This window comes from Rhizobium sp. YIM 134829 (assembly GCF_046546455.1).
Genome location: NZ_JBKHKI010000009.1, coordinates 1 through 17658 on the forward strand (window position 1 = coordinate 1; position 17658 = coordinate 17658).

Consider the following 17658-nt stretch of genomic DNA (forward strand, 5'->3'; position numbering starts at 1 on the left):
AAATCAACCGACGATCGAGGAGGAAGCTACACTTCAGATTACACCCAGAGCCGCCTGATCATGACGGCCCGGAACCACACCCGAAATTACACCATCTTGACGGACGCTATCCGTTGCGGAGACGATGCCTCCTGTTTGCGCCTTTAGCGCTTGTCGTAGAGCTCTTCGACGCGACGCTTCTGCATGGCCTTCTCCACGCCGCTCAGGCGGCGCCTTGCGATGATGCCATAGGCGATCGCGATGCCGAGGATGAGGGCGCCGCCGCCCGTGGCAAAGAGCCAGAGATTGTTTTCCATGCTGCATCTCCTTGAGCGGCACGGGCCGACTGCCGGTGTCGCGACGTTCGGAGAACGGGCGATGGGAAGCTTGGTTCCGAACGCGCATGCCGCCGGATCCGGCTGCCGTCGCTGCTTCGCTGCGCCTGTGCCTTCGCCTTCAAGACCGGCGCACAGCGTCCGACGGTGGTGGTGACGGCATTTCGCTTAGGAGGGCGTCGAGCGTGCGCGGATCGGGGTCGCCGCCAAAGAAACGGTCGAGAGCCGCCTGGAAGGGCGCAGGGTCTTCGGCCGCTTCTCGAAACAGCGTCATCGAGGAGCGGAACTTCAGGTCGTCGGGGCTCGAGAAGATGGCATGGGCGGTTGGAGTGCCGGGCAGGGCGGTGACGGCCTCGGTGCAGGCCAGCAGCCTGCCCGACAGGGTGGGGTGCGCGACATAGGCGCGCGCTTCGGCAAGGCCCGAGAGGGCGAAGTGCTGCGCCGTGGAGGAACTGCCGAGCCCCTTGATTTGCGGGAAGATGAACCAGATCCAGTGGCTGCGCTTCGCGCCCGCCCGCAGCTCGGCAAGCGCCGTCTCATAGACGCCGCGCTGTGCCTCGATGAAGCGCGCAAGGTTGAATGGGTCCGGCATGACGTTCCCTCGGATTGGAAAGCAGTTGCTCTGGCGAATTTCTGGTGAAGAATGCAACCAAGAGAAAATTTATGAGCACATTTCGCGCTTAGGAACATTCAAAGCGGCATTTTGTTCACGACACAGCGCTCTTCTCGATCACGCGGAGGCTCCCGCGCCCGCGCGTAATATCGCCGAGCAATCTGCCGACGCGCTCGGCATCTGCTTCCGGCAAGGCAATCGCCAGCCGCGCGCCCTGCGCGTCGAACTGCTCGCTCAGGATCAGCACGCCAGCCTGGGTCAGCCGCGCTTTCAAGCGCGCGAGATCGGCGAAGGGGCAGGTGATGTCCATCTCGATCCGCGCCACCCGCTCGATCGTCTCCGCCTCTCTCAGGCATGCCGCCGCCGTGCCGCCATAGGCGCGCATCAGCCCGCCACTGCCGAGCAGGATGCCGCCGAACCAGCGGACGACGAGAACCGCCACGTCCTCGAGCCCTTGGCCTTCGATCGCCTGCAGGATCGGCCGGCCCGCCGTGCCGGACGGTTCGCCATCGTCGGACGCGCGCGAGACCGGTCCGACCTTGAAGGCCCAGCAATTGTGGCTGGCGGCGGGATCGGCCGCAGCCGCGATGAAGGCACGCGCTTCCGCCTCGTCGGCAATCGGCGTGGCGATCGCCAGAAAGCGGCTCTTGCGGATCTCCTGGGCGAAGCGGTGCGGGGCGGCGAGCGTCAACATGGCGCCCGTCATAGCGCGCGCGGCCTGTGCTGGCCATTCGGCCTTTGCGCCGATCACCTCTGAAGAGGCGAGACGGCCCGGCGGTCATCCTCCCCGGGCCGTCTCGAACGCCGCAATCGGCTTCTATGCGGTTCAGCCGATTGACATCAGGCTGGCATTGCCGCCGGCGGCGGCCGTGTTGATGCTGGTCGAGACCTCTTCGAGCAGCCAATTGAGGCAGATGGCATCCGGATCGACGCGGAGAGCGGCTGTGCTCGCTGCCTGAACGAGGATGAGAGGCCCAGGCAGTTCGGCAACGGCCTTCGTTGCCGCAAGGATTGTCGCGCCGTCTCCTTCGATCAACGCGCCCGCATAGGGTCCGCTCGCAGCCCGGTCGCGGGTGATGGCCGCTCGGGCGGCGAGCGAGGCAGGCAGCGCCTGGATCAGGGCCTCGATCTCAGCGCTGGCATCGGCCTCGCCGCCGCTGAGGGCGATCAAGGCGCTATTGCCTGTGGCGAAGACAGCGGCGAGCTGGCGGGTCAGTCCGGTCACCGTCTGCGGCATCAGCAGGATCTGGCCGCGCGGATGCAGCGCGTAGAGATTGCGCTCACCGACGGGACCCGCAAGCTCGCTGGTCAGGCCGAGCGCCGACTGGCTGCCCGTCTCACGGGCGGCATCGGCATCGGCGCGGGCGCCGCGACCGTCCAGCCATTTGGCGAAATCGAGCAGCGCCGGATCGGTATGGACGGAGCTCACCTGCGGCGGCACCGGCGGACGCGCCACCAGCCGGCCGAGATAGAGCGGGCCGCCGGCCTTGGGCCCGGTGCCGGAAAGACCGCGGCCACCAAAGGGCTGCACGCCAACCACGGCGCCGATGATGTTGCGGTTGACATAGACATTGCCGGCCTTCACCCGGCTCGTCACATGGGCGATCGTCTCGTCGAGACGGGTGTGAAGCCCAAAGGTCAGGCCATAGCCGGTGGCGTTGATGTCGTCGATCAGCCGGTCGAGATCGGCGCGTTGATAGCGCAGCACATGGAGAACCGGGCCGAAGACCTCGCGCTTGAGCTCCGACAGCGCGCCGATCTCGATGATGGTCGGCGCGACGAAGGTGCCGGCGTCCGTTTCCGGCGGCAGCGGCAGGCGGTCGATCCGGGCGCCGCGGGCGGCAAAGGCGGCCACATGCGCCTCGATCGTCTCGCGGGCTTCCGCCGTGATGACCGGGCCGATATCGACGCTCAGCCGATCCGTCCTGCCGATCGAGAGCTCCTGCAGGGCGCCCTTGAGCATGGTCAGAACCCGGTCGGCGATATCGTTTTGCAGGCAAAGCACGCGCAGCGCCGAGCAGCGCTGGCCGGCGCTGTCGAAGGCGGAGGCGATGACGTCGAAGACCACCTGTTCGGCAAGCGCGGAGGAATCGACCACCATGGCGTTCTGGCCGCCCGTCTCGGCGATCAGCGGGATCGGCCGGCCCTGCGGCGAGAGCCGGTTGGCGAGCTGCGCCTGGATCAGCCGCGCCACCTCGGTGGAGCCGGTGAACATCACGCCCGCCACGCCATCGGCACCGACGAGCGCGGCACCCACGCGGCCGTCACCCGGCAGAAGCTGCAATACAGCCTCCGGCACGCCTGCCGCATGCAGCTGGCGCACGGCCTCGGCGGCGATCAGCGGCGTCTCCTCGGCCGGCTTGGCGAGAACCGGATTGCCGGCAACCAGGGCGGCGGCCACCTGGCCGGTGAAGATCGCCAGCGGGAAGTTCCAGGGGCTGATGCAGACGATCGGCCCAAGCGCACCATGGCCCGGGCCGAGCGTCCGGCTTGCCTGTTCGGCGTAATAGCGCAGGAAGTCGACGGCTTCGCGCACCTCGGAAATCGCATTGGCGGCGGACTTGCCGGCCTCACGGATGATGAGGCCGAGCAGGCGCGGCATGTCCGCCTCCAGCCGGTCTGCGGCGCGCAGCAGGCAGGCGGCGCGTTCGGGAGCCGGTGTGGCGGCCCAGGCGGCGGCAGCGTGGCTCGCCGTGGCCAGTGCCGCCCGCGCTTCCTCATCGCTGGCTTCGGTGACATGGCCGACGACATCGCCATGGTCTGCCGGGTTGAGCACCGGGCGGGCCGGGCCGGACGCATTCGAGCCGGCCGCGCGCCAGTCTTCGGCAACACTGGCCGTCAGAGCGCCGCCCAGGCTCTCCAGCACGTCCTCATTGCTCAGATCCAGGCCGGCGGCATTGCGGCGCGTGCCATAGAGCGCCTCGGGAAGCCGGATCTTGTCATGCGGGGCGCCCGGCTGCGGCATGGCACGCACGACCTCCACCGGATCGGCGACCAGCTCATCCACGGAAACGGCGGGGTCGGCAATGCGGTTGACGAAAGAGGAGTTGGCGCCGTTTTCCAGAAGCCGGCGAACGAGATAGGCAAGCAGCGTCTCATGCGTGCCGACGGGCGCATAGATGCGGCAGGGACGGTTGAGCTTTTCCGGGCCGACCACCTCGTCATAGAGCGGCTCGCCCATGCCATGCAGGCACTGGAACTCATAATCGCCGACGGTGAAGTCTGGTCCTGCCAGCTCATAGATCGTCGCGAGCGTCTGGGCATTGTGCGTGGCGAATTGCGGGAAGACGAGCGCGCGGGCGTCGAGCAGCTTGCGGGCGCAGGCGATGTAGGAGACGTCGGTGTGGACCTTGCGCGTAAAGACCGGGAAATCGGCAAGGCCATCGAGCTGCGCGCGCTTGATCTCGGCGTCCCAATAGGCACCCTTGACGAGCCGCACCATGATGCGATGCCCGGAGCGGCGCGCGAGGTCGATGATGACGTCGAGCACGAAGGGGCAGCGCTTGCCATAGGCCTGCACCACGAAGCCGAGACCGTTCCAGCCGGAGAGCGCCGGATCGAGCCGCAGCGCTTCCAGGAGATCCAGCGACAGCTCGAGCCTGTCCGCCTCTTCGGCATCGATATTGAGGCCGATATCGTAACCCTTGGCGATCAGGGCCAGGGCTTTGACCTTTGGCAGCAGTTCGTCCATCACCCGTTCGGCCTGGGCGCGGCTGTAGCGGGGATGAAGCGCGGACAGCTTGATGGAGATGCCGGGCCCTTCATAGATGCCGCGCCCAGCGGCTGCCTTGCCGATGGCGTGAATCGCGTTCTCGTAGTCGCTGTAATAACGCTCGGCATCCGCCGCGGTCGTCGCCGCTTCGCCCAGCATGTCGTAGGAATAGCGGAAGCCGCGGGCCTCCAGCGGCCGGGCGCGCTTCAGTGCTTCGGCGATCGTCTCGCCGGTCACGAACTGTTCGCCCATCATCCGCATGGCCATGTCGACGCCGCGGCGGATCACCGGCTCGCCGGCCCGCGCGATGAGCCGGGTCAGTGCGGCGGAAAGGCTGCGGTCGTTGACTGTCGAGGTCAGCTTGCCGGTGACGACCAGGCCCCAGGTCGCGGCATTGACGAAGAGCGAGCGGCCGCCGCCGAGATGGGCGCGCCAGTCGCCGGTGGCGATCTTGTCGCGGATCAGCGCGTCGCGCGTTGCCATGTCCGGGATGCGCAGCAGCGCTTCCGCCAGGCACATCAGCGCCACGCCTTCCTGGCTGGAAAGTGAATATTCATGCACCAGCCCCTCGACGCCCGAGCCCTTGTGCTTGGCGCGCAGCGCGGTGATCAGCCGGCGCGCCGTCTCGCGCGCCCGTCCCCGCACATCGTCCGGCAGGCTTGCGGTGGAAAGGAGAGGGGCCAGGCATTCGGGTTCGCTGCGCCGGTACGCCGCGGTCACCGCCCGGCGCAGGGCCGAGCGCGGCGCCACGGGCGGCGCGAACGCGGCAAAGGGGTCCGGCGCGGAGACGACCATTGGCTTCGGCTGCAGCGGGCTCATGAGCAGGCCTTTCGATCAGCGAGGACCGAAGCGGCCCCGGCTTGAAGATGAGGTGGATGGGGAGAAGATAAGAAGAAGCTCTCCGAATGGCCATCCGGAAAAACACGCCAATCGCCGTATCTTCGGCGGTCATGGACGGCTCCCGCCGTGCATTCTGCGGCGGATCTCGAACGTCTTGGTCGATCCTAGAGGAGGACCTTCATCGAGAGCGCCTGGCGCGCCGTCAGGCATTCGTCGTCGCCGGGCAGGCAGGTGCGGCAGACCTGGGGGCGGACGGCATAGATACGGCAGCCGACATGCTGGCCGAGCGTGCCGTCGAGCGCCGAGCAGCGGTCGTTCTCGCAGCGCATGCCGCCGAGATCGGCGGCGACAAACTTTTCGGGGATCATCGCCAGCTCTGCCTCGCTTTCCAGCGAGAAGCGCGGCCAGTCCGCCGAATAGGCGCAGCAGGCCCCGCAGGTCTGGCAGTCGAAATCGTCTGTGGGCACGGCTGGGCTCATGCGTCATCCTACCACGCGCCGTCGGTCAGGCGATACGCAGATTGTCCCGAACCGCGATCTCGTAATCCTCGGTGTGGACCAGAACGCCGTCTCGGGTCACCAGAGCAATACCGTAGGCGGCAGGCTCGTCGACGGAGAGCGAGGTGTCGGGCGTGTCGAAAGGCATGGGCTGCTGGTGGACGGTGCTCTTGAACACCGAGAAGCCGATGCCGCGATGCGAGCCGGAAATGGTGCGGTGGACATGGCCGGCAAAGATATGGCGCACGCCGCCGCGGCGCTCGATCACGTCATAGAACTCCGCTTCGTTGGCAAGCCGGATCGCATCCATGCCGGAAAAGCCGGTCTCATGCGGCGGGTGATGCAGGAAGAGCAGCACGGGCCGCCCGCCGGCCCCGGCGATCGCCTTGTCCAGGAAGGCGAGCCGCGCCGGGCAGAGCAGGCCGGCATGAACATGCGGCGCGCCATAGGTGGCGAGCGCCACCGAATCGAGGATGATGAGCCGGCAGTCCGCGAGGTCGACGATGGACTGGACGAAGCCGTTCTCGTCGCGGGCGACATCCGCAAAGACGCTCTGGAAGACCGGCCGCTGATCGTGATTGCCGATGGTGATCGACAGCGGCGGCACCAGCCGGTCGAGCAGCCCCTTCAGCCGCCGATAGGAGACCTCGTCGCCATGATGGGCGAGATCGCCGGTGATGACGACGCGGTCGGCATCGGCATGATGGCGGTTGATATGCTCGATCCCGGCTTCCAGCCGCTGATAGGGGTCGATCCCGATGATCCGATGCCCCTCGGGCACCATGTGCAGGTCGGTGAGCAGGATGAGCTTGGTCATGGCGCTTTCGTCGGTTGAAGGTTCGACCCGGTATAGGACGCCAGTGTGGCGCGCGGATAAAGGCGAGCGGCCTCGATCAAGCCGGAAGACTAGGGGAGGCGCTGCGTGGCGCAAGCCGTTCCGCTTGGGCTAGGCAGGGCGTGCGCAGCGGGCTATCAACGGCCGCTCGGTCACATTCGGCCGAAACGTGCAGGCATGCCAGGGAGAGCCGCCATGAGATGGAAGCGCACGATCCAGTTGCTCGACGTGCATTGCGAGGGCGAGATCGGCAAGGTGGCGATCGGTGGCGTACCGAAGATACCCGGCAACAGCATCGCCGAGCAGCTGCACCACATCAATACGGTGGATGACAGCCTGCGCCGCTTCCTCTGCCTGGAGCCGCGCGCCGCCTCGATCGGCTCGGTCAATCTGCTGGTGCCGCCGAAGCGCCCGGAAGCCGATGCCGGCTTCATCATCCTGCAGGCCGACCAGGCGCACGCCATGTCCGGCTCCAATTCGATCTGCGTAACCACGGCGCTTCTGGAGTCCGGCATCGTCGAGATGAAGGAGCCGGAGACGGTCGTCATGCTCGACACGGCGGCCGGCCTCGTCAAGGCGACCGCGACCTGCCGCGACGGGCGCTGCGAGCGCGTGACGCTGACGATGACCCCATCTTTCGTCCAGGAGCTGGATGTCGCCGTCGAAACGCCCGATTGGGGCCGGATCTCCGTCGATCTCTGCTTCGGCGGCGTCTTCTATGCCCTGGTCGATGTCCACCAGATCGGCACGACGATCGAGAAGGCCAATGCGCGCCGCCTGGTCGAGGCAGGCATGGCGATCAAGGAGATCGTCAACCGCACCATCCCGACCGTGCATCCGGAGATCCCGGAGATTTCGGGCGTTGCCTACGTCATGTTCCGCCAGACGGAGGACGATGGCACGGTGCGCACCTGCACCACCATGTGGCCGGGCCGGGTCGATCGCTCGCCTTGCGGGACGGGAAGTTCTGCCAATCTCGCGACGCTTCACGCTCGCGGCCTGGCAAAGCCCGGTGATGTCTTCACCTCGCGCTCGATCATCGGCTCGGAGTTCAAGGTCGGCCTGGAGCGCGAGACCGAGGTGGCCGGCCGCAAGGCAATCATTCCAACGATCTCCGGTCGCGGCTGGACGTTCGGGTTGCATCAGGTTGCGCTCGACCCCTTCGACCCGCTGGCCGAAGGTTTCGCGTTGACCGATACATGGGGCCCGGAGGCCGGCCAGATCCGCTGATCAGCGCAGCCGCGCCGTCTTCGTGACCAGGCTCACCTCGCGAGCGAGCTCGGTGCCGTTGGCGATCGCTGCGAAATCGGCCTGTGCGGCGGCATAGCCGGCATCCGCCGCTTCCTTCAGGATCGGCACGGCGCGTTCGCGCTGGCCGGCCTGTTCGAGGACGCGCGAGAGCTGATAGGCGGAGCGCGGGCTCCCGCCATGCTTATAGGCCTCTCGGCAGGCGGACAGCGCGACGCCAATCCGGATCTGCTCGGCAGAGACGGGCGGGTAGGCCAGGTTACGGCCGATGTCGGACACGCTGCCGGCCTCGGCGTCGCATTGTTCGGCCGGGCTATGATAGGCGCCTTCGCCGGCAAAGGCGGGAAGGGTTGGCAGCAAGCCGACCAGGAGGAGGGCGGCAAATCGGCGGGCAGAAGACGGGTTCATCGTCAAAGGTCTCATTCCAGTGTCATGCGACCCTACGAACGAACGAGAGTCATGACTGTTCCGCTGGAAACAGCGCTTCGGCCGAAAGCGAACGATGACGGTTAACGGCCGTCGGGATGGTGCGGCCTCAGGCCTCGTCGGGTTCGGCAAAGGCCTTGAGCAGCCCGATATGGCAGGTGATGACGCCCTCATGGCGAAGGATGGCGCCATTCTCTTCCAAAGTCAGGATGGCGCGGTTCACCTTGGGCCGGCTGGCGCCGAGAATCGCGGCAATATCGGCCTGGCTCAGCGTCAGGCGCAGATTGGCGCTCTCCGGCAGATCGGCGCCATGGATCTGTTTGAGTGTCGCAAGGAAGAAACGGGCGACCCGTGAGTTCAGATCGTAGAGCGCGATCGTCTCCAGCCGGTCGGTGGTATCGCGCAGCATGGAGCAGAGATAGCGCAGGATCGCCTCACCCGCCTGCGGGCGATGGGTGATGAGGTCGAGAAAGGGCTTGCGGGCGATTGCATAGCCTTCCGTCGCCACCAGAGCCGTGGCGTCGGCCGAGCGCGGCTGGCCGTCGAGCAGCGCCACCTCGCCGAACAGCGCCCCCGGCTCGATATGGCGAAGAAGAAGTTCGCGCCCCTGTGGGGTCAGCAGCGAGATCTTGATGCGGCCGGAGATCACCGCGATCATTTCGTGTCCCGCATCGCCGCGCTGGAAGAGCAGGGCGCCCTGGGCCCATTTGCGATGGGTGGCGATCGATGCGAGGAGCGCAATGGTTTCGGCGTCGAACTCCTCAAAGATTGGAAAGGACCGCCAGAATGCGGGGCTCCGGTTGATCTCGCTCATGCACTTTCCTCCCCTTGTCAGTCGTGTCTCGCGTTACCCCAACAGTCACTGATCTATGGGTCAGTTGACAGCAGCGAGCCATCGTTCACAAGGGTTGAACGATGTGTCGCGTAAGCACCCGCTTTGCAATCCGGTCTTTGCTGATACAGCTTCCGCATCGAACTCGTCACAGCGGAGCACCCCATGTCGCAGCCTGTCATCGTCCTGATCGGACGCATCCTTCTTTCGATCATCTTCATCCTGGCCGGTTTTGGCAAGATTACCAATATCGGCGGCACGGCCGGCTATTTCGGCAGCATGGGTCTGCCGGTGCCGATGGTCACCGCAGTCGTCGTCTCGCTGGTCGAGCTCGTCGGCGGCCTGTTCATCCTGGTCGGCTTCCTCACCCGTCCGACGGCCTATGTGCTGGCGCTCTTCTGCATCGCCACCGCCTTCATCGCTCACTACAATTTTTCCGACATGAACCAGATGATCAACTTCCAGAAGAACTTCGCCATGGCTGGCGGCTTCCTGGTGCTGGCCGCCTTCGGCCCGAGCACGCTCTCGGTCGACGCGCGCCGCGCCTGATCCGCAACCTCCCTGTCCCTCCCAGGACGACAATGAAAACACCCGCCGGGCGCTTGTCCGGCGGGTGTTTTCGTTCGGTCATCTGCGTCGTCGCTTACGGGTAGATCACGCCCTTGCGCAGGATCAGATTACCATAGAGCCGCGGCTCACTGGTCTGGACCACCGTATGGGCGGCGCGCACCCGTTCATAGAACTCCGCACCGACCAGGGGCACGACGGCTCGGTCTGGCTCGTGGCGCTTGCAGCAAGCGATCAGTTCCTCATGCACCGGATCGAGCAGGTCGCGGTCATGCTTCACGGTGGCGCGGAATATCGCCGCAGATACGAAGTCGTCGATCGGCAGCACGCTGAGGATCGCATCGATCACCGGAACGATCGGATGGCCGTCGAGGCGCACCAGGCGCCGCCCATGTTCCAGTGCCGGATAATTGCCGTCGACGACGGCGATCTCGTCGCCATGACCCATGGCGCGCAGCGTCGAGAGCAGCTCCGGGCTGAGGATCGGGTTCAGGCCTTTCAACATCAGTCTGTTTCCTTGAAGAGGATGGAGGTATCGAGAAGATAGCGCGAGAGGAGCGGCAGGCTGGCGCCGCCAATGGCGCGGGCTTCCGATCCGACCGCGCCTTCGATGATGTCGGGAACGATGACGCCCTGCAGGTCGAGTTCCTGAACAGCGCTGCGCGTGGCGGCAACGATGCGGGCGCGGACCCAGGCGGGAAAGCCACCATCGATGACCGCAGCCCCGAAATCAATGATCGAGGCGGCGGAGATGATGGCGCGGGCGAGCGCCGATGCCGTGCTGTCGATCCAGGCGGCGAGCGGCGGTCCGAAATCGATCCACTCCTCCGCCGAATAGTAGAGCGGTCGGGGATCGATGCCGGCCGCCTTCAGCATGTTTTCCAGCACGAAGATCGAGGCCACCTTCAGGAGCGGCGTCGTGCCGCCATTCGGTCCCGGGACCTGGAGGGGCCCGAGCGCCCCTGCCGTCCCCGTCCGGCCGGAAAACAGCGCGGAATTGAGGACGATGCCGCCGCCGATGAACGAGCCGATGTAGAAATAGATGAAGTCGGGATAGCTGGCACCGACGCCGAAGACCAGCTCGGCGCCGCAGGCGCTGGTGGCGTCGTTCTGGATATGGATGGGGTGGCGCGTCCGCGCGGCGAGTTCGCCAGCCAGATCGACGGTCCGCCAGCGCTCCATCGTTTCCGCGGGGGCGCCGACCTCCGCCGCCCAATTCCACAGTTCAAACGGCGTCGCCACGCCGATGCCGGCAATGCGCGCGCGCTGCGTCGCCGTCAGCATCTGCTCGATCTTGCCGATGCCCTCGACGATGAAGTTGAGGATCGCGTCCGGATCCGGATAGGGATAGGGCTGATGCAGGTTGAGGCGGATGGCGCCGACGAAGTCCATCAGCACGAGGTCCGCACTGCGTCGGCCGATCTTGACGCCGAAGGAATAGACCGCATCAGGGTTGAGCATCATCGGCACGGAGGGCTGTCCCACCCGGCCGCGCATCGGCTCGCCGCGGATCAGCAGATCGTCGCCCTCCAGTCCGCGCATGATGACCGAGACCGTCTGGGCCGAGAGGCCTGAGCGCCGGGCGATCTCGGCCTTTGACAGGCTGCCATGCCGGCGCACCAGCGACATGACCAGCCGTTCGTTGTGCGCGCGCACACGGGTCTGGTTCGCTCCCCCAGCGGGATCGACCACATCCGGAAGGGTCGTGCCCTGATCCGGCGCGCTGAAAGGCCCCATCTTCTTCCTCCCGCCACAGCCGTTTACGCTGGGCCACCCCGGTGGCGCTGCTCTTATTCGAGGCGCTCTGCACAGGGCTTGGGCAGAGCATGCCACGGATTTTTAATAATTCAACTTGATTTATTTATTGACAGCTGCGCGACGAACGTGTTCTCTCGCTAACGGAGACACGGTGGCTCAATGGAGGGATGCCAGAGCCGCCGCGTTGGCCAGAAAGGTCCGGCGCTGCCGGTCCCGTTTTGATCCTTGGGAGGATATCCATGAAGTCTTTGATTACCGCCGGTCTCGGCGCGCTGGCGCTTGGCGTCGTTTTCGCTGCTCCGGTTCAGGCTGCCGACGTTTCGGCCTGCCTCATCACCAAGACCGACACCAACCCCTTCTTCGTCAAGATGAAGGAAGGTGCTGAAGCCAAGGCCAAGGAACTCGGCGTTTCGCTGAAGTCCTATGCCGGCAAGATCGATGGCGATTCCGAAAGCCAGGTTGCCGCCGTTGAAACCTGCATCGCCGATGGCGCCAAGGGTATCCTGATCGCCGCCTCCGACACCACCGGCATCGTGCCGACGATCAAGAAGGCCCGCGATGCCGGCCTCCTGGTCATCGCGCTCGACACGCCCCTGACGCCGGCCGACAGCGCTGACGCCACCTTCGCCACCGACAACCTGCTCGCCGGCAAGCTGATCGGCCAGTGGGCTGCCGCGACCCTCGGCGATGCCGCCAAGGACGCCAAGGTCGCCTTCCTCGACCTCACCCCCTCGCAGCCGACGGTCGACGTCCTGCGCGACCAGGGCTTCATGATCGGCTTCGGCATCGACCCGAAGGACCCGAACAAGATCGGCGATGAGGACGATGCGCGGATCGTCGGTCATGACATCACCAACGGCAATGAAGAAGGCGGCCGCACCGCCATGGAAAACCTTCTTCAGAAGGATCCGACCATCAACGTCGTTCACACGATCAACGAACCGGCAGCTGCCGGTGCCTATGAAGCGCTCAAGTCCGTTGGCCGCGAGAAGGACGTGCTGATCGTATCGGTCGATGGCGGCTGCCCGGGCGTCAAGAACGTTGAAGACGGTGTGATCGGCGCCACCTCGCAGCAGTATCCGCTGCAGATGGCCGCTCTCGGCGTCGAAGCGATCAAGAAGTTCGCCGACACCGGCGAAAAGCCGCAGCCGACCCCCGGCAAGACCTTCTTCGACACGGGCGTCGCGCTCGTGACCGCCAAGCCGGCTGCCGGCGTCGAGTCGATCGACGTCCAGGCCGGTAAGGACAAGTGCTGGGGCTGATCTTCAGTCCCGACGGGCACCCCCGTTCGAAGGGCGGCTCCTGCCGCCCTTCCTTTGATCATCCTGAGACCTGCCCCCGGCGCTTCGCCGCGATTCGGGGGCTGCCTGCAGAAAGCGTCGTGGCCAGCCTGGCCGCGGCGCGACGCTGCAGCATCGATCGAAGCGTGGAGCCAATCCCATCATGAACGATGGGCGGCGCTCTGGGCCCGGCCCGCGCGGTGTAACGCGGCCGCGCCGCAAGGGAGGCGAATGACATGAGCGAGCCAACAGCAGCAGCGACCGCGACCGGAACGCCGGCGCGCGCGCCGCAGGACTTCGAAACGGTCCTGTCCGGCAGTTCCAAACAGGTGGCATCCTTCGATACGCATCAGAAGAGCGCCCTGCAGCATTTCCAGCACTTCCTGCACTCGCGGCCCTCCGCCGTGCCGCTGATCGTGCTGGTCCTGTCGCTGATCATCTTCGGATCGGTCCTCGGCAGCAAATTCTTCTCCGCCTTCTCCATGACGCTCATCCTTCAGCAGGTGGCGATCACCGGCATCGTCGGTGCCGCCCAGACCCTCGTCATCATGACGGCCGGCATCGACCTGTCGGTCGGCGCCATCATGGTGCTCTCGTCGGTCATCATGGGCCAGTTCGTCTTCCGCTACGGCTTGCCGGTCGAGCTTGCCATTCTCTGCGGTTTCGGCGTCGGCGCCCTCTGCGGGGCGATCAATGGCTGGCTCGTCTCCAAGATGAAGCTGCCGCCCTTCATCGTCACGCTCGGCATGTGGCAGATCATCCTGGCCTCGAACTTCCTCTATTCTGCCAACGAGACGATCCGCAGCCAGGACATCGAAGCGACCGCGCCGCTGCTCAAGCTGTTCGGCGAGAATTTCCGCATCGGTGGCGCCGTCTTCACCTACGGCGTCGTCGCGATGTTCCTTCTGGTCATCCTGCTCTGGTACGTCCTGAACAAGACCGCCTGGGGCCGCCATCTCTACGCGGTGGGCGATGATCCGGTGGCGGCCGAGCTCGCCGGCGTCAACGTCAAGCGCATGCTGCTGTCGGTCTACACACTGTCGGGCATCATCTGCGCGCTGGCCGGCTGGGCACTCATCGGCCGCATCGGTTCGGTCTCGCCGACCGCGGGCCAGTTCGCCAATATCGAATCCATCACGGCCGTAGTGATCGGCGGCATCTCGCTCTTCGGCGGTCGCGGCTCCATCATGGGCATGCTGTTCGGCGCGCTCATCGTCGGCGTCTTCCAGCTCGGTCTGCGCCTCATCGGTACCGACCCGCAGTGGACGTATCTCATGATCGGCGTCCTCATCATCGCCGCCGTTGCAATCGACCAGTGGATCAGAAAGGTAGCCGGCTGATGGTCACGCCCTCCTATTCCGAAGCCCCCATCCTCACCGCCCGCAAGCTCGTCAAGCGCTATGGCCGCGTCACCGCGCTCGACCATGCCGATTTCGACCTGCACAAGGGCGAAATCCTGGCCGTGATCGGCGACAACGGCGCCGGCAAGTCCTCGCTGATCAAGGCGATCTCCGGTGCCGTCCGTCCCGACGAAGGCGAGATCCGGCTCGATGGCGAATTGGTCAGCTTCAAGTCGCCGATCGAGGCGCAGAAGGCCGGCATCGAGACGGTCTATCAGAACCTCGCCGTCTCGCCGGCGCTCTCGATTGCCGACAACATGTTCCTCGGCCGCGAGATCCGCAAACCGGGCATCCTCGGTTCGGTGTTCCGCATGCTCGACAAGCCCGCCATGGAGAAGTTCTCCCGCGACAAGCTTTCCGAGCTTGGCCTGATGACCATCCAGAACATCAACCAGGCGGTGGAAACGCTCTCCGGCGGCCAGCGGCAGGGCGTGGCGGTGGCGCGCGCCGCCGCCTTCGGCTCCAAGCTCGTCATCCTGGACGAGCCGACGGCCGCTCTCGGCGTCAAGGAAAGCCGACGCGTGCTGGAGCTCATCCTCGACGTCCGCTCGCGCGGCCTGCCGATCGTGCTCATCTCGCACAACATGCCGCATGTCTTCGAAGTGGCGGATCGCATCCACATCCACCGCCTCGGCAAGCGCCTCTGCGTCATCAATCCGAAAGATTACTCCATGTCGGATGCGGTGGCCTTCATGACCGGGGCCAAGGAGCCGCCGCGCGAGGCGATCGCGGCATGACCATCACTGTCGGCACGATTGCCGATCAGATCCTGGCGCGGGCTCAAGGCGCGCGCCGCTTCATCACCGCCATTGCCGGCCCGCCCGGGGCCGGCAAGTCCACGCTCTCCGAGGCGCTGCTCGAAGAGCTGGCCCGCCGCGGGGAGCGCGCCGCCATCCTGCCGATGGATGGCTTCCACATGGACAACGGCATCCTCGAGGAGCGCGGTCTTTTGAAGCGCAAGGGCGTGCCCGAGAGCTTCGACGTGCGGGGCTTCCTCGATATCGTCCAGGCGGTGCGCCGCGCCGATGAAGAGGTGCTCGTCCCGGTCTTCGACCGCGACCGCGAGCTCTCGATCGGCTCGGCCCGGGCGATCGCGCTCGAGACGCGCATCATCCTCGCCGAAGGCAATTACCTGCTGCTCAACGAAGCGCCCTGGACCCGGCTGGCGCCGCTCTTCGATTTCACCATGCTCGTCGGCCCGCCCTATGCGGTGCTGGAAGAGCGGCTGCGCGCCCGCTGGGAGCATTACAAGCTGAGCGAAGAGGAAATCCGCTGGAAACTTTACGGCAACGATCTGCCGAACGGCGAGCGCATCCTCAATGGCTCGCGGCCGGCCGATCTACGGATCGATCTCTTCGAACGTTAGCCGCGTTTTACCCTGCCGGTCTTGAATGCATCGCTTGGCGCGACAGGGTCGTGCATCACCTTGTCAAGGCGGTCGCGATGGGGCAAACGAGGGCGACATCCCGCAAAGCGAAGGCCGATGATGAGCGCTGAGCAGACCACCCACCTCACCCTTCGCCGCCCGGACGACTGGCATCTCCACCTGCGCGATGGGGAGATGCTGAAAGGCGTACTGCCGGACACCAGCCGCCATTTCGCCCGCGCCATCATCATGCCCAATCTCGTGCCGCCGGTGGTGACGACGAAGGATGCCGCGGCCTATCGCGACCGCATTCTGGCAGCCCTTCCCGAAGGCCACCGTTTCACGCCGCTGATGACGCTCTATCTGACCGAGCACACCGAGGCGGGCGATGTCGCCGCCGGCAAGGCGAGCGGGCTGATCACGGCGGTGAAGCTTTATCCGGCGGGTGCGACGACCAATTCGCACGGCGGCGTGCGCGATCTTGGCAAGGTCATGCCTGTGCTCGAAAAAATGGCGGAGATCGGCCTGCCACTCTGCGTCCATGGCGAGGTGACGACGCCGGAGGTCGATATTTTCGACCGCGAGGCCGTGTTCATCGAGACCGTGCTCGACCCGCTGCGCCGTCGCCTGCCGGAGCTCAAGGTGACGATGGAGCATGTCACCACGAAAGACGGCATCGACTATATCCGCGCGGCCGAGCGGAACCTCGCCGGCAGCATCACCACCCATCACCTGATCATCAACCGCAATGCCATCCTCGTCGGCGGCATCCGCCCGCATTACTATTGCCTGCCGGTGGCCAAGCGCGAGGTGCATCGCCTCGCTTTGCGTGCCGCCGCTACCTCCGGTGATCCTCGCTTCTTCCTCGGCACTGACAGCGCCCCGCATGTCGACCCGCTGAAAGAGTGTGCCTGCGGCTGCGCGGGCATCTACACCTCGATCAACACGATGAGCTGCCTCGGCCATGTCTTCGAGCAGGATGGGGCGCTCGACCGGCTGGAGGCCTTCGCCTCGCTGAACGGCCCGGCCTGGTATGGTCTGCCGGTGAATGAAGAGCGGATCACGCTCATTCGGCGCGCGGCGCCGCTTGCCTTTCCCGCCAAGATCGACACCGGTGCCGGTCCGGTCACCGTGTTCGATCCCATGTTCCCGCTGCATTGGGATGTGGCCGACGCCTGAGGCGCCGCGATCCATCCCCTCATCTCTGCCAGGATGCCGCCCATGATGCTCAGTTCCTTCCCCGACAAGGCCGTGATGGCCGAGCTGCTTGCCCGGATGCTCTGGGAGATCAAGGCCGTGCATTTTCGCGCCGACCAGCCCTATAAGCTCGCCTCCGGCATGGCGAGCCCGGTCTATATCGACTGCCGAAAGCTGATCTCCTATCCACGCATCCGCTCGACCGTCATGGATTTCGCCGCCGCAACGATCTTACGTGAAGCCGGCTTCGAAGCCTTCGACGTGGTGGCCGGCGGCGAAACGGCGGGCATTCCCTTTGCGGCCCTGCTGGCCGAGCGCCTGGCCCTGCCGATGATCTATGTGCGCAAGGCTCCGAAAGGGCATGGTCGCACCAGCCAGATCGAGGGACACATGCCTGAAGGCGCCCGGGTCCTGGTCATCGAGGACCTGACGACCGCTGGCGTCTCCATGTTCACCTTCATCGACGCGATCCGAGCGGCCGGCGGCGTGGTCGATCACGGCATGGCGCTGTTCTACTACGACATCTTCCCGGAGGGTCGCGCCAACATGGCCAAGAAGGGCATCACGCTGCACAACATCGCCACCTGGCGCCAGGTTCTGGCGGTGGCGCGCGAAGACAATCTCTTCGACGCTCAGACGCTGGAGAGCGTTCAATCCTTCCTCGATGCGCCACTCGACTGGTCCGGCCGACACGGCGGCATCAGCGCGCTTGCCGGCTAGAGCCTTTCCGGTGACCAGTAGATCACCGGAAATACTCTAGCACCGCATCGACG

Annotated in this window: 18 protein-coding genes; 8 read left to right on the forward strand and 10 right to left on the reverse strand. The window is 65.7% G+C overall.

What is annotated here, in order from left to right:
• Window positions 1–143: 143 nt before the first annotated feature.
• From ACLE20_RS14820 to ACLE20_RS14845, 6 genes are all read right to left on the reverse strand, one after another.
• The gene (locus tag ACLE20_RS14820) at window positions 144–296 is read right to left on the reverse strand and encodes a hypothetical protein (RefSeq protein ID WP_410941087.1); all 153 of its coding nucleotides are present in this window, start codon (window positions 294–296) and stop codon (window positions 144–146) included.
• A 139-nt stretch (window positions 297–435) separates the two neighbouring features.
• The gene (locus ACLE20_RS14825) at window positions 436–906 is read right to left on the reverse strand and encodes a DUF1810 domain-containing protein (RefSeq protein WP_410941088.1); all 471 of its coding nucleotides are present in this window, start codon (window positions 904–906) and stop codon (window positions 436–438) included.
• 115 nt (window positions 907–1021) lie between these two features.
• A complete protein-coding gene (locus ACLE20_RS14830; RefSeq protein WP_410941089.1) occupies window positions 1022–1621 on the reverse strand; it encodes an IMPACT family protein in 600 nt (199 codons plus the stop codon).
• Between the two features lie 132 nt (window positions 1622–1753).
• On the reverse strand, window positions 1754–5434 hold the full coding sequence (putA, locus tag ACLE20_RS14835; RefSeq protein WP_410941130.1) for a trifunctional transcriptional regulator/proline dehydrogenase/L-glutamate gamma-semialdehyde dehydrogenase: 3681 nt from the start codon (window positions 5432–5434) through the stop codon (window positions 1754–1756).
• 209 nt (window positions 5435–5643) lie between these two features.
• Window positions 5644–5958: a YkgJ family cysteine cluster protein gene (locus tag ACLE20_RS14840; protein ID WP_410941090.1), complete on the reverse strand. Its 315-nt coding sequence runs from the start codon at window positions 5956–5958 to the stop codon at window positions 5644–5646.
• A 25-nt stretch (window positions 5959–5983) separates the two neighbouring features.
• Window positions 5984–6793, reverse strand: a complete 810-nt coding sequence (locus ACLE20_RS14845; protein ID WP_410941091.1) for a phosphodiesterase — start codon at window positions 6791–6793, stop codon at window positions 5984–5986.
• 213 nt (window positions 6794–7006) lie between these two features.
• Here ACLE20_RS14845 and ACLE20_RS14850 point away from each other — a divergent pair, with 213 nt between their 5' ends.
• Window positions 7007–8041, forward strand: coding sequence for a proline racemase family protein (locus tag ACLE20_RS14850; protein ID WP_410941092.1), 1035 nt, complete (start codon window positions 7007–7009; stop codon window positions 8039–8041).
• On the opposite strand, the gene ACLE20_RS14855 is transcribed toward ACLE20_RS14850, so the two are convergent.
• Window positions 8042–8467 (reverse strand): sel1 repeat family protein, encoded by a 426-nt coding sequence (locus ACLE20_RS14855; protein ID WP_410941093.1) that lies wholly within the window; start codon window positions 8465–8467, stop codon window positions 8042–8044.
• A gap of 127 nt (window positions 8468–8594) precedes the next feature.
• Entirely contained in the window at window positions 8595–9299 is a 705-nt protein-coding gene (locus tag ACLE20_RS14860) for a Crp/Fnr family transcriptional regulator (protein ID WP_410941094.1), read from the reverse strand.
• A 183-nt stretch (window positions 9300–9482) separates the two neighbouring features.
• Here ACLE20_RS14860 and ACLE20_RS14865 point away from each other — a divergent pair, with 183 nt between their 5' ends.
• Window positions 9483–9866: a DoxX family protein gene (locus tag ACLE20_RS14865; protein ID WP_410941095.1), complete on the forward strand. Its 384-nt coding sequence runs from the start codon at window positions 9483–9485 to the stop codon at window positions 9864–9866.
• Between the two features lie 94 nt (window positions 9867–9960).
• Here the strand turns inward: ACLE20_RS14865 and ACLE20_RS14870 are convergent, their stop codons facing one another.
• Window positions 9961–10389 (reverse strand): RbsD/FucU family protein, encoded by a 429-nt coding sequence (locus ACLE20_RS14870; protein WP_410941096.1) that lies wholly within the window; start codon window positions 10387–10389, stop codon window positions 9961–9963.
• On the reverse strand, window positions 10389–11621 hold the full coding sequence (locus tag ACLE20_RS14875; RefSeq protein WP_410941097.1) for an ROK family transcriptional regulator: 1233 nt from the start codon (window positions 11619–11621) through the stop codon (window positions 10389–10391). Before ACLE20_RS14875 ends, ACLE20_RS14870 begins: the two co-directional genes overlap by 1 nt.
• A gap of 260 nt (window positions 11622–11881) precedes the next feature.
• Between ACLE20_RS14875 and ACLE20_RS14880 the strand changes: the two genes are divergently transcribed.
• The 6 genes from ACLE20_RS14880 (at window position 11882) to ACLE20_RS14905 (ending at window position 17605) form a co-directional block, all read left to right on the forward strand.
• Window positions 11882–12904, forward strand: coding sequence for a sugar ABC transporter substrate-binding protein (locus ACLE20_RS14880; RefSeq protein ID WP_410941098.1), 1023 nt, complete (start codon window positions 11882–11884; stop codon window positions 12902–12904).
• A 254-nt stretch (window positions 12905–13158) separates the two neighbouring features.
• Window positions 13159–14262, forward strand: a complete 1104-nt coding sequence (locus ACLE20_RS14885) for an ABC transporter permease (protein ID WP_410941099.1) — start codon at window positions 13159–13161, stop codon at window positions 14260–14262.
• Window positions 14262–15059, forward strand: coding sequence for an ATP-binding cassette domain-containing protein (locus ACLE20_RS14890; protein ID WP_410941100.1), 798 nt, complete (start codon window positions 14262–14264; stop codon window positions 15057–15059). The genes ACLE20_RS14885 and ACLE20_RS14890 overlap by 1 nt, the downstream gene beginning before the upstream one ends.
• Complete coding sequence (locus tag ACLE20_RS14895) at window positions 15056–15688, forward strand: nucleoside triphosphate hydrolase (protein ID WP_410941101.1); 633 nt, start codon at window positions 15056–15058, stop codon at window positions 15686–15688. Before ACLE20_RS14890 ends, ACLE20_RS14895 begins: the two co-directional genes overlap by 4 nt.
• A 120-nt stretch (window positions 15689–15808) precedes the next feature.
• Entirely contained in the window at window positions 15809–16867 is a 1059-nt protein-coding gene (pyrC, locus tag ACLE20_RS14900) for a dihydroorotase (protein ID WP_410941131.1), read from the forward strand.
• 42 nt (window positions 16868–16909) lie between these two features.
• Window positions 16910–17605 carry an orotate phosphoribosyltransferase gene (locus tag ACLE20_RS14905; protein WP_410941102.1) on the forward strand — a complete coding sequence of 232 codons (696 nt, stop codon included), beginning with the start codon at window positions 16910–16912 and terminating at the stop codon, window positions 17603–17605.
• The last annotated feature ends 53 nt before the right edge of the window (window positions 17606–17658 follow it).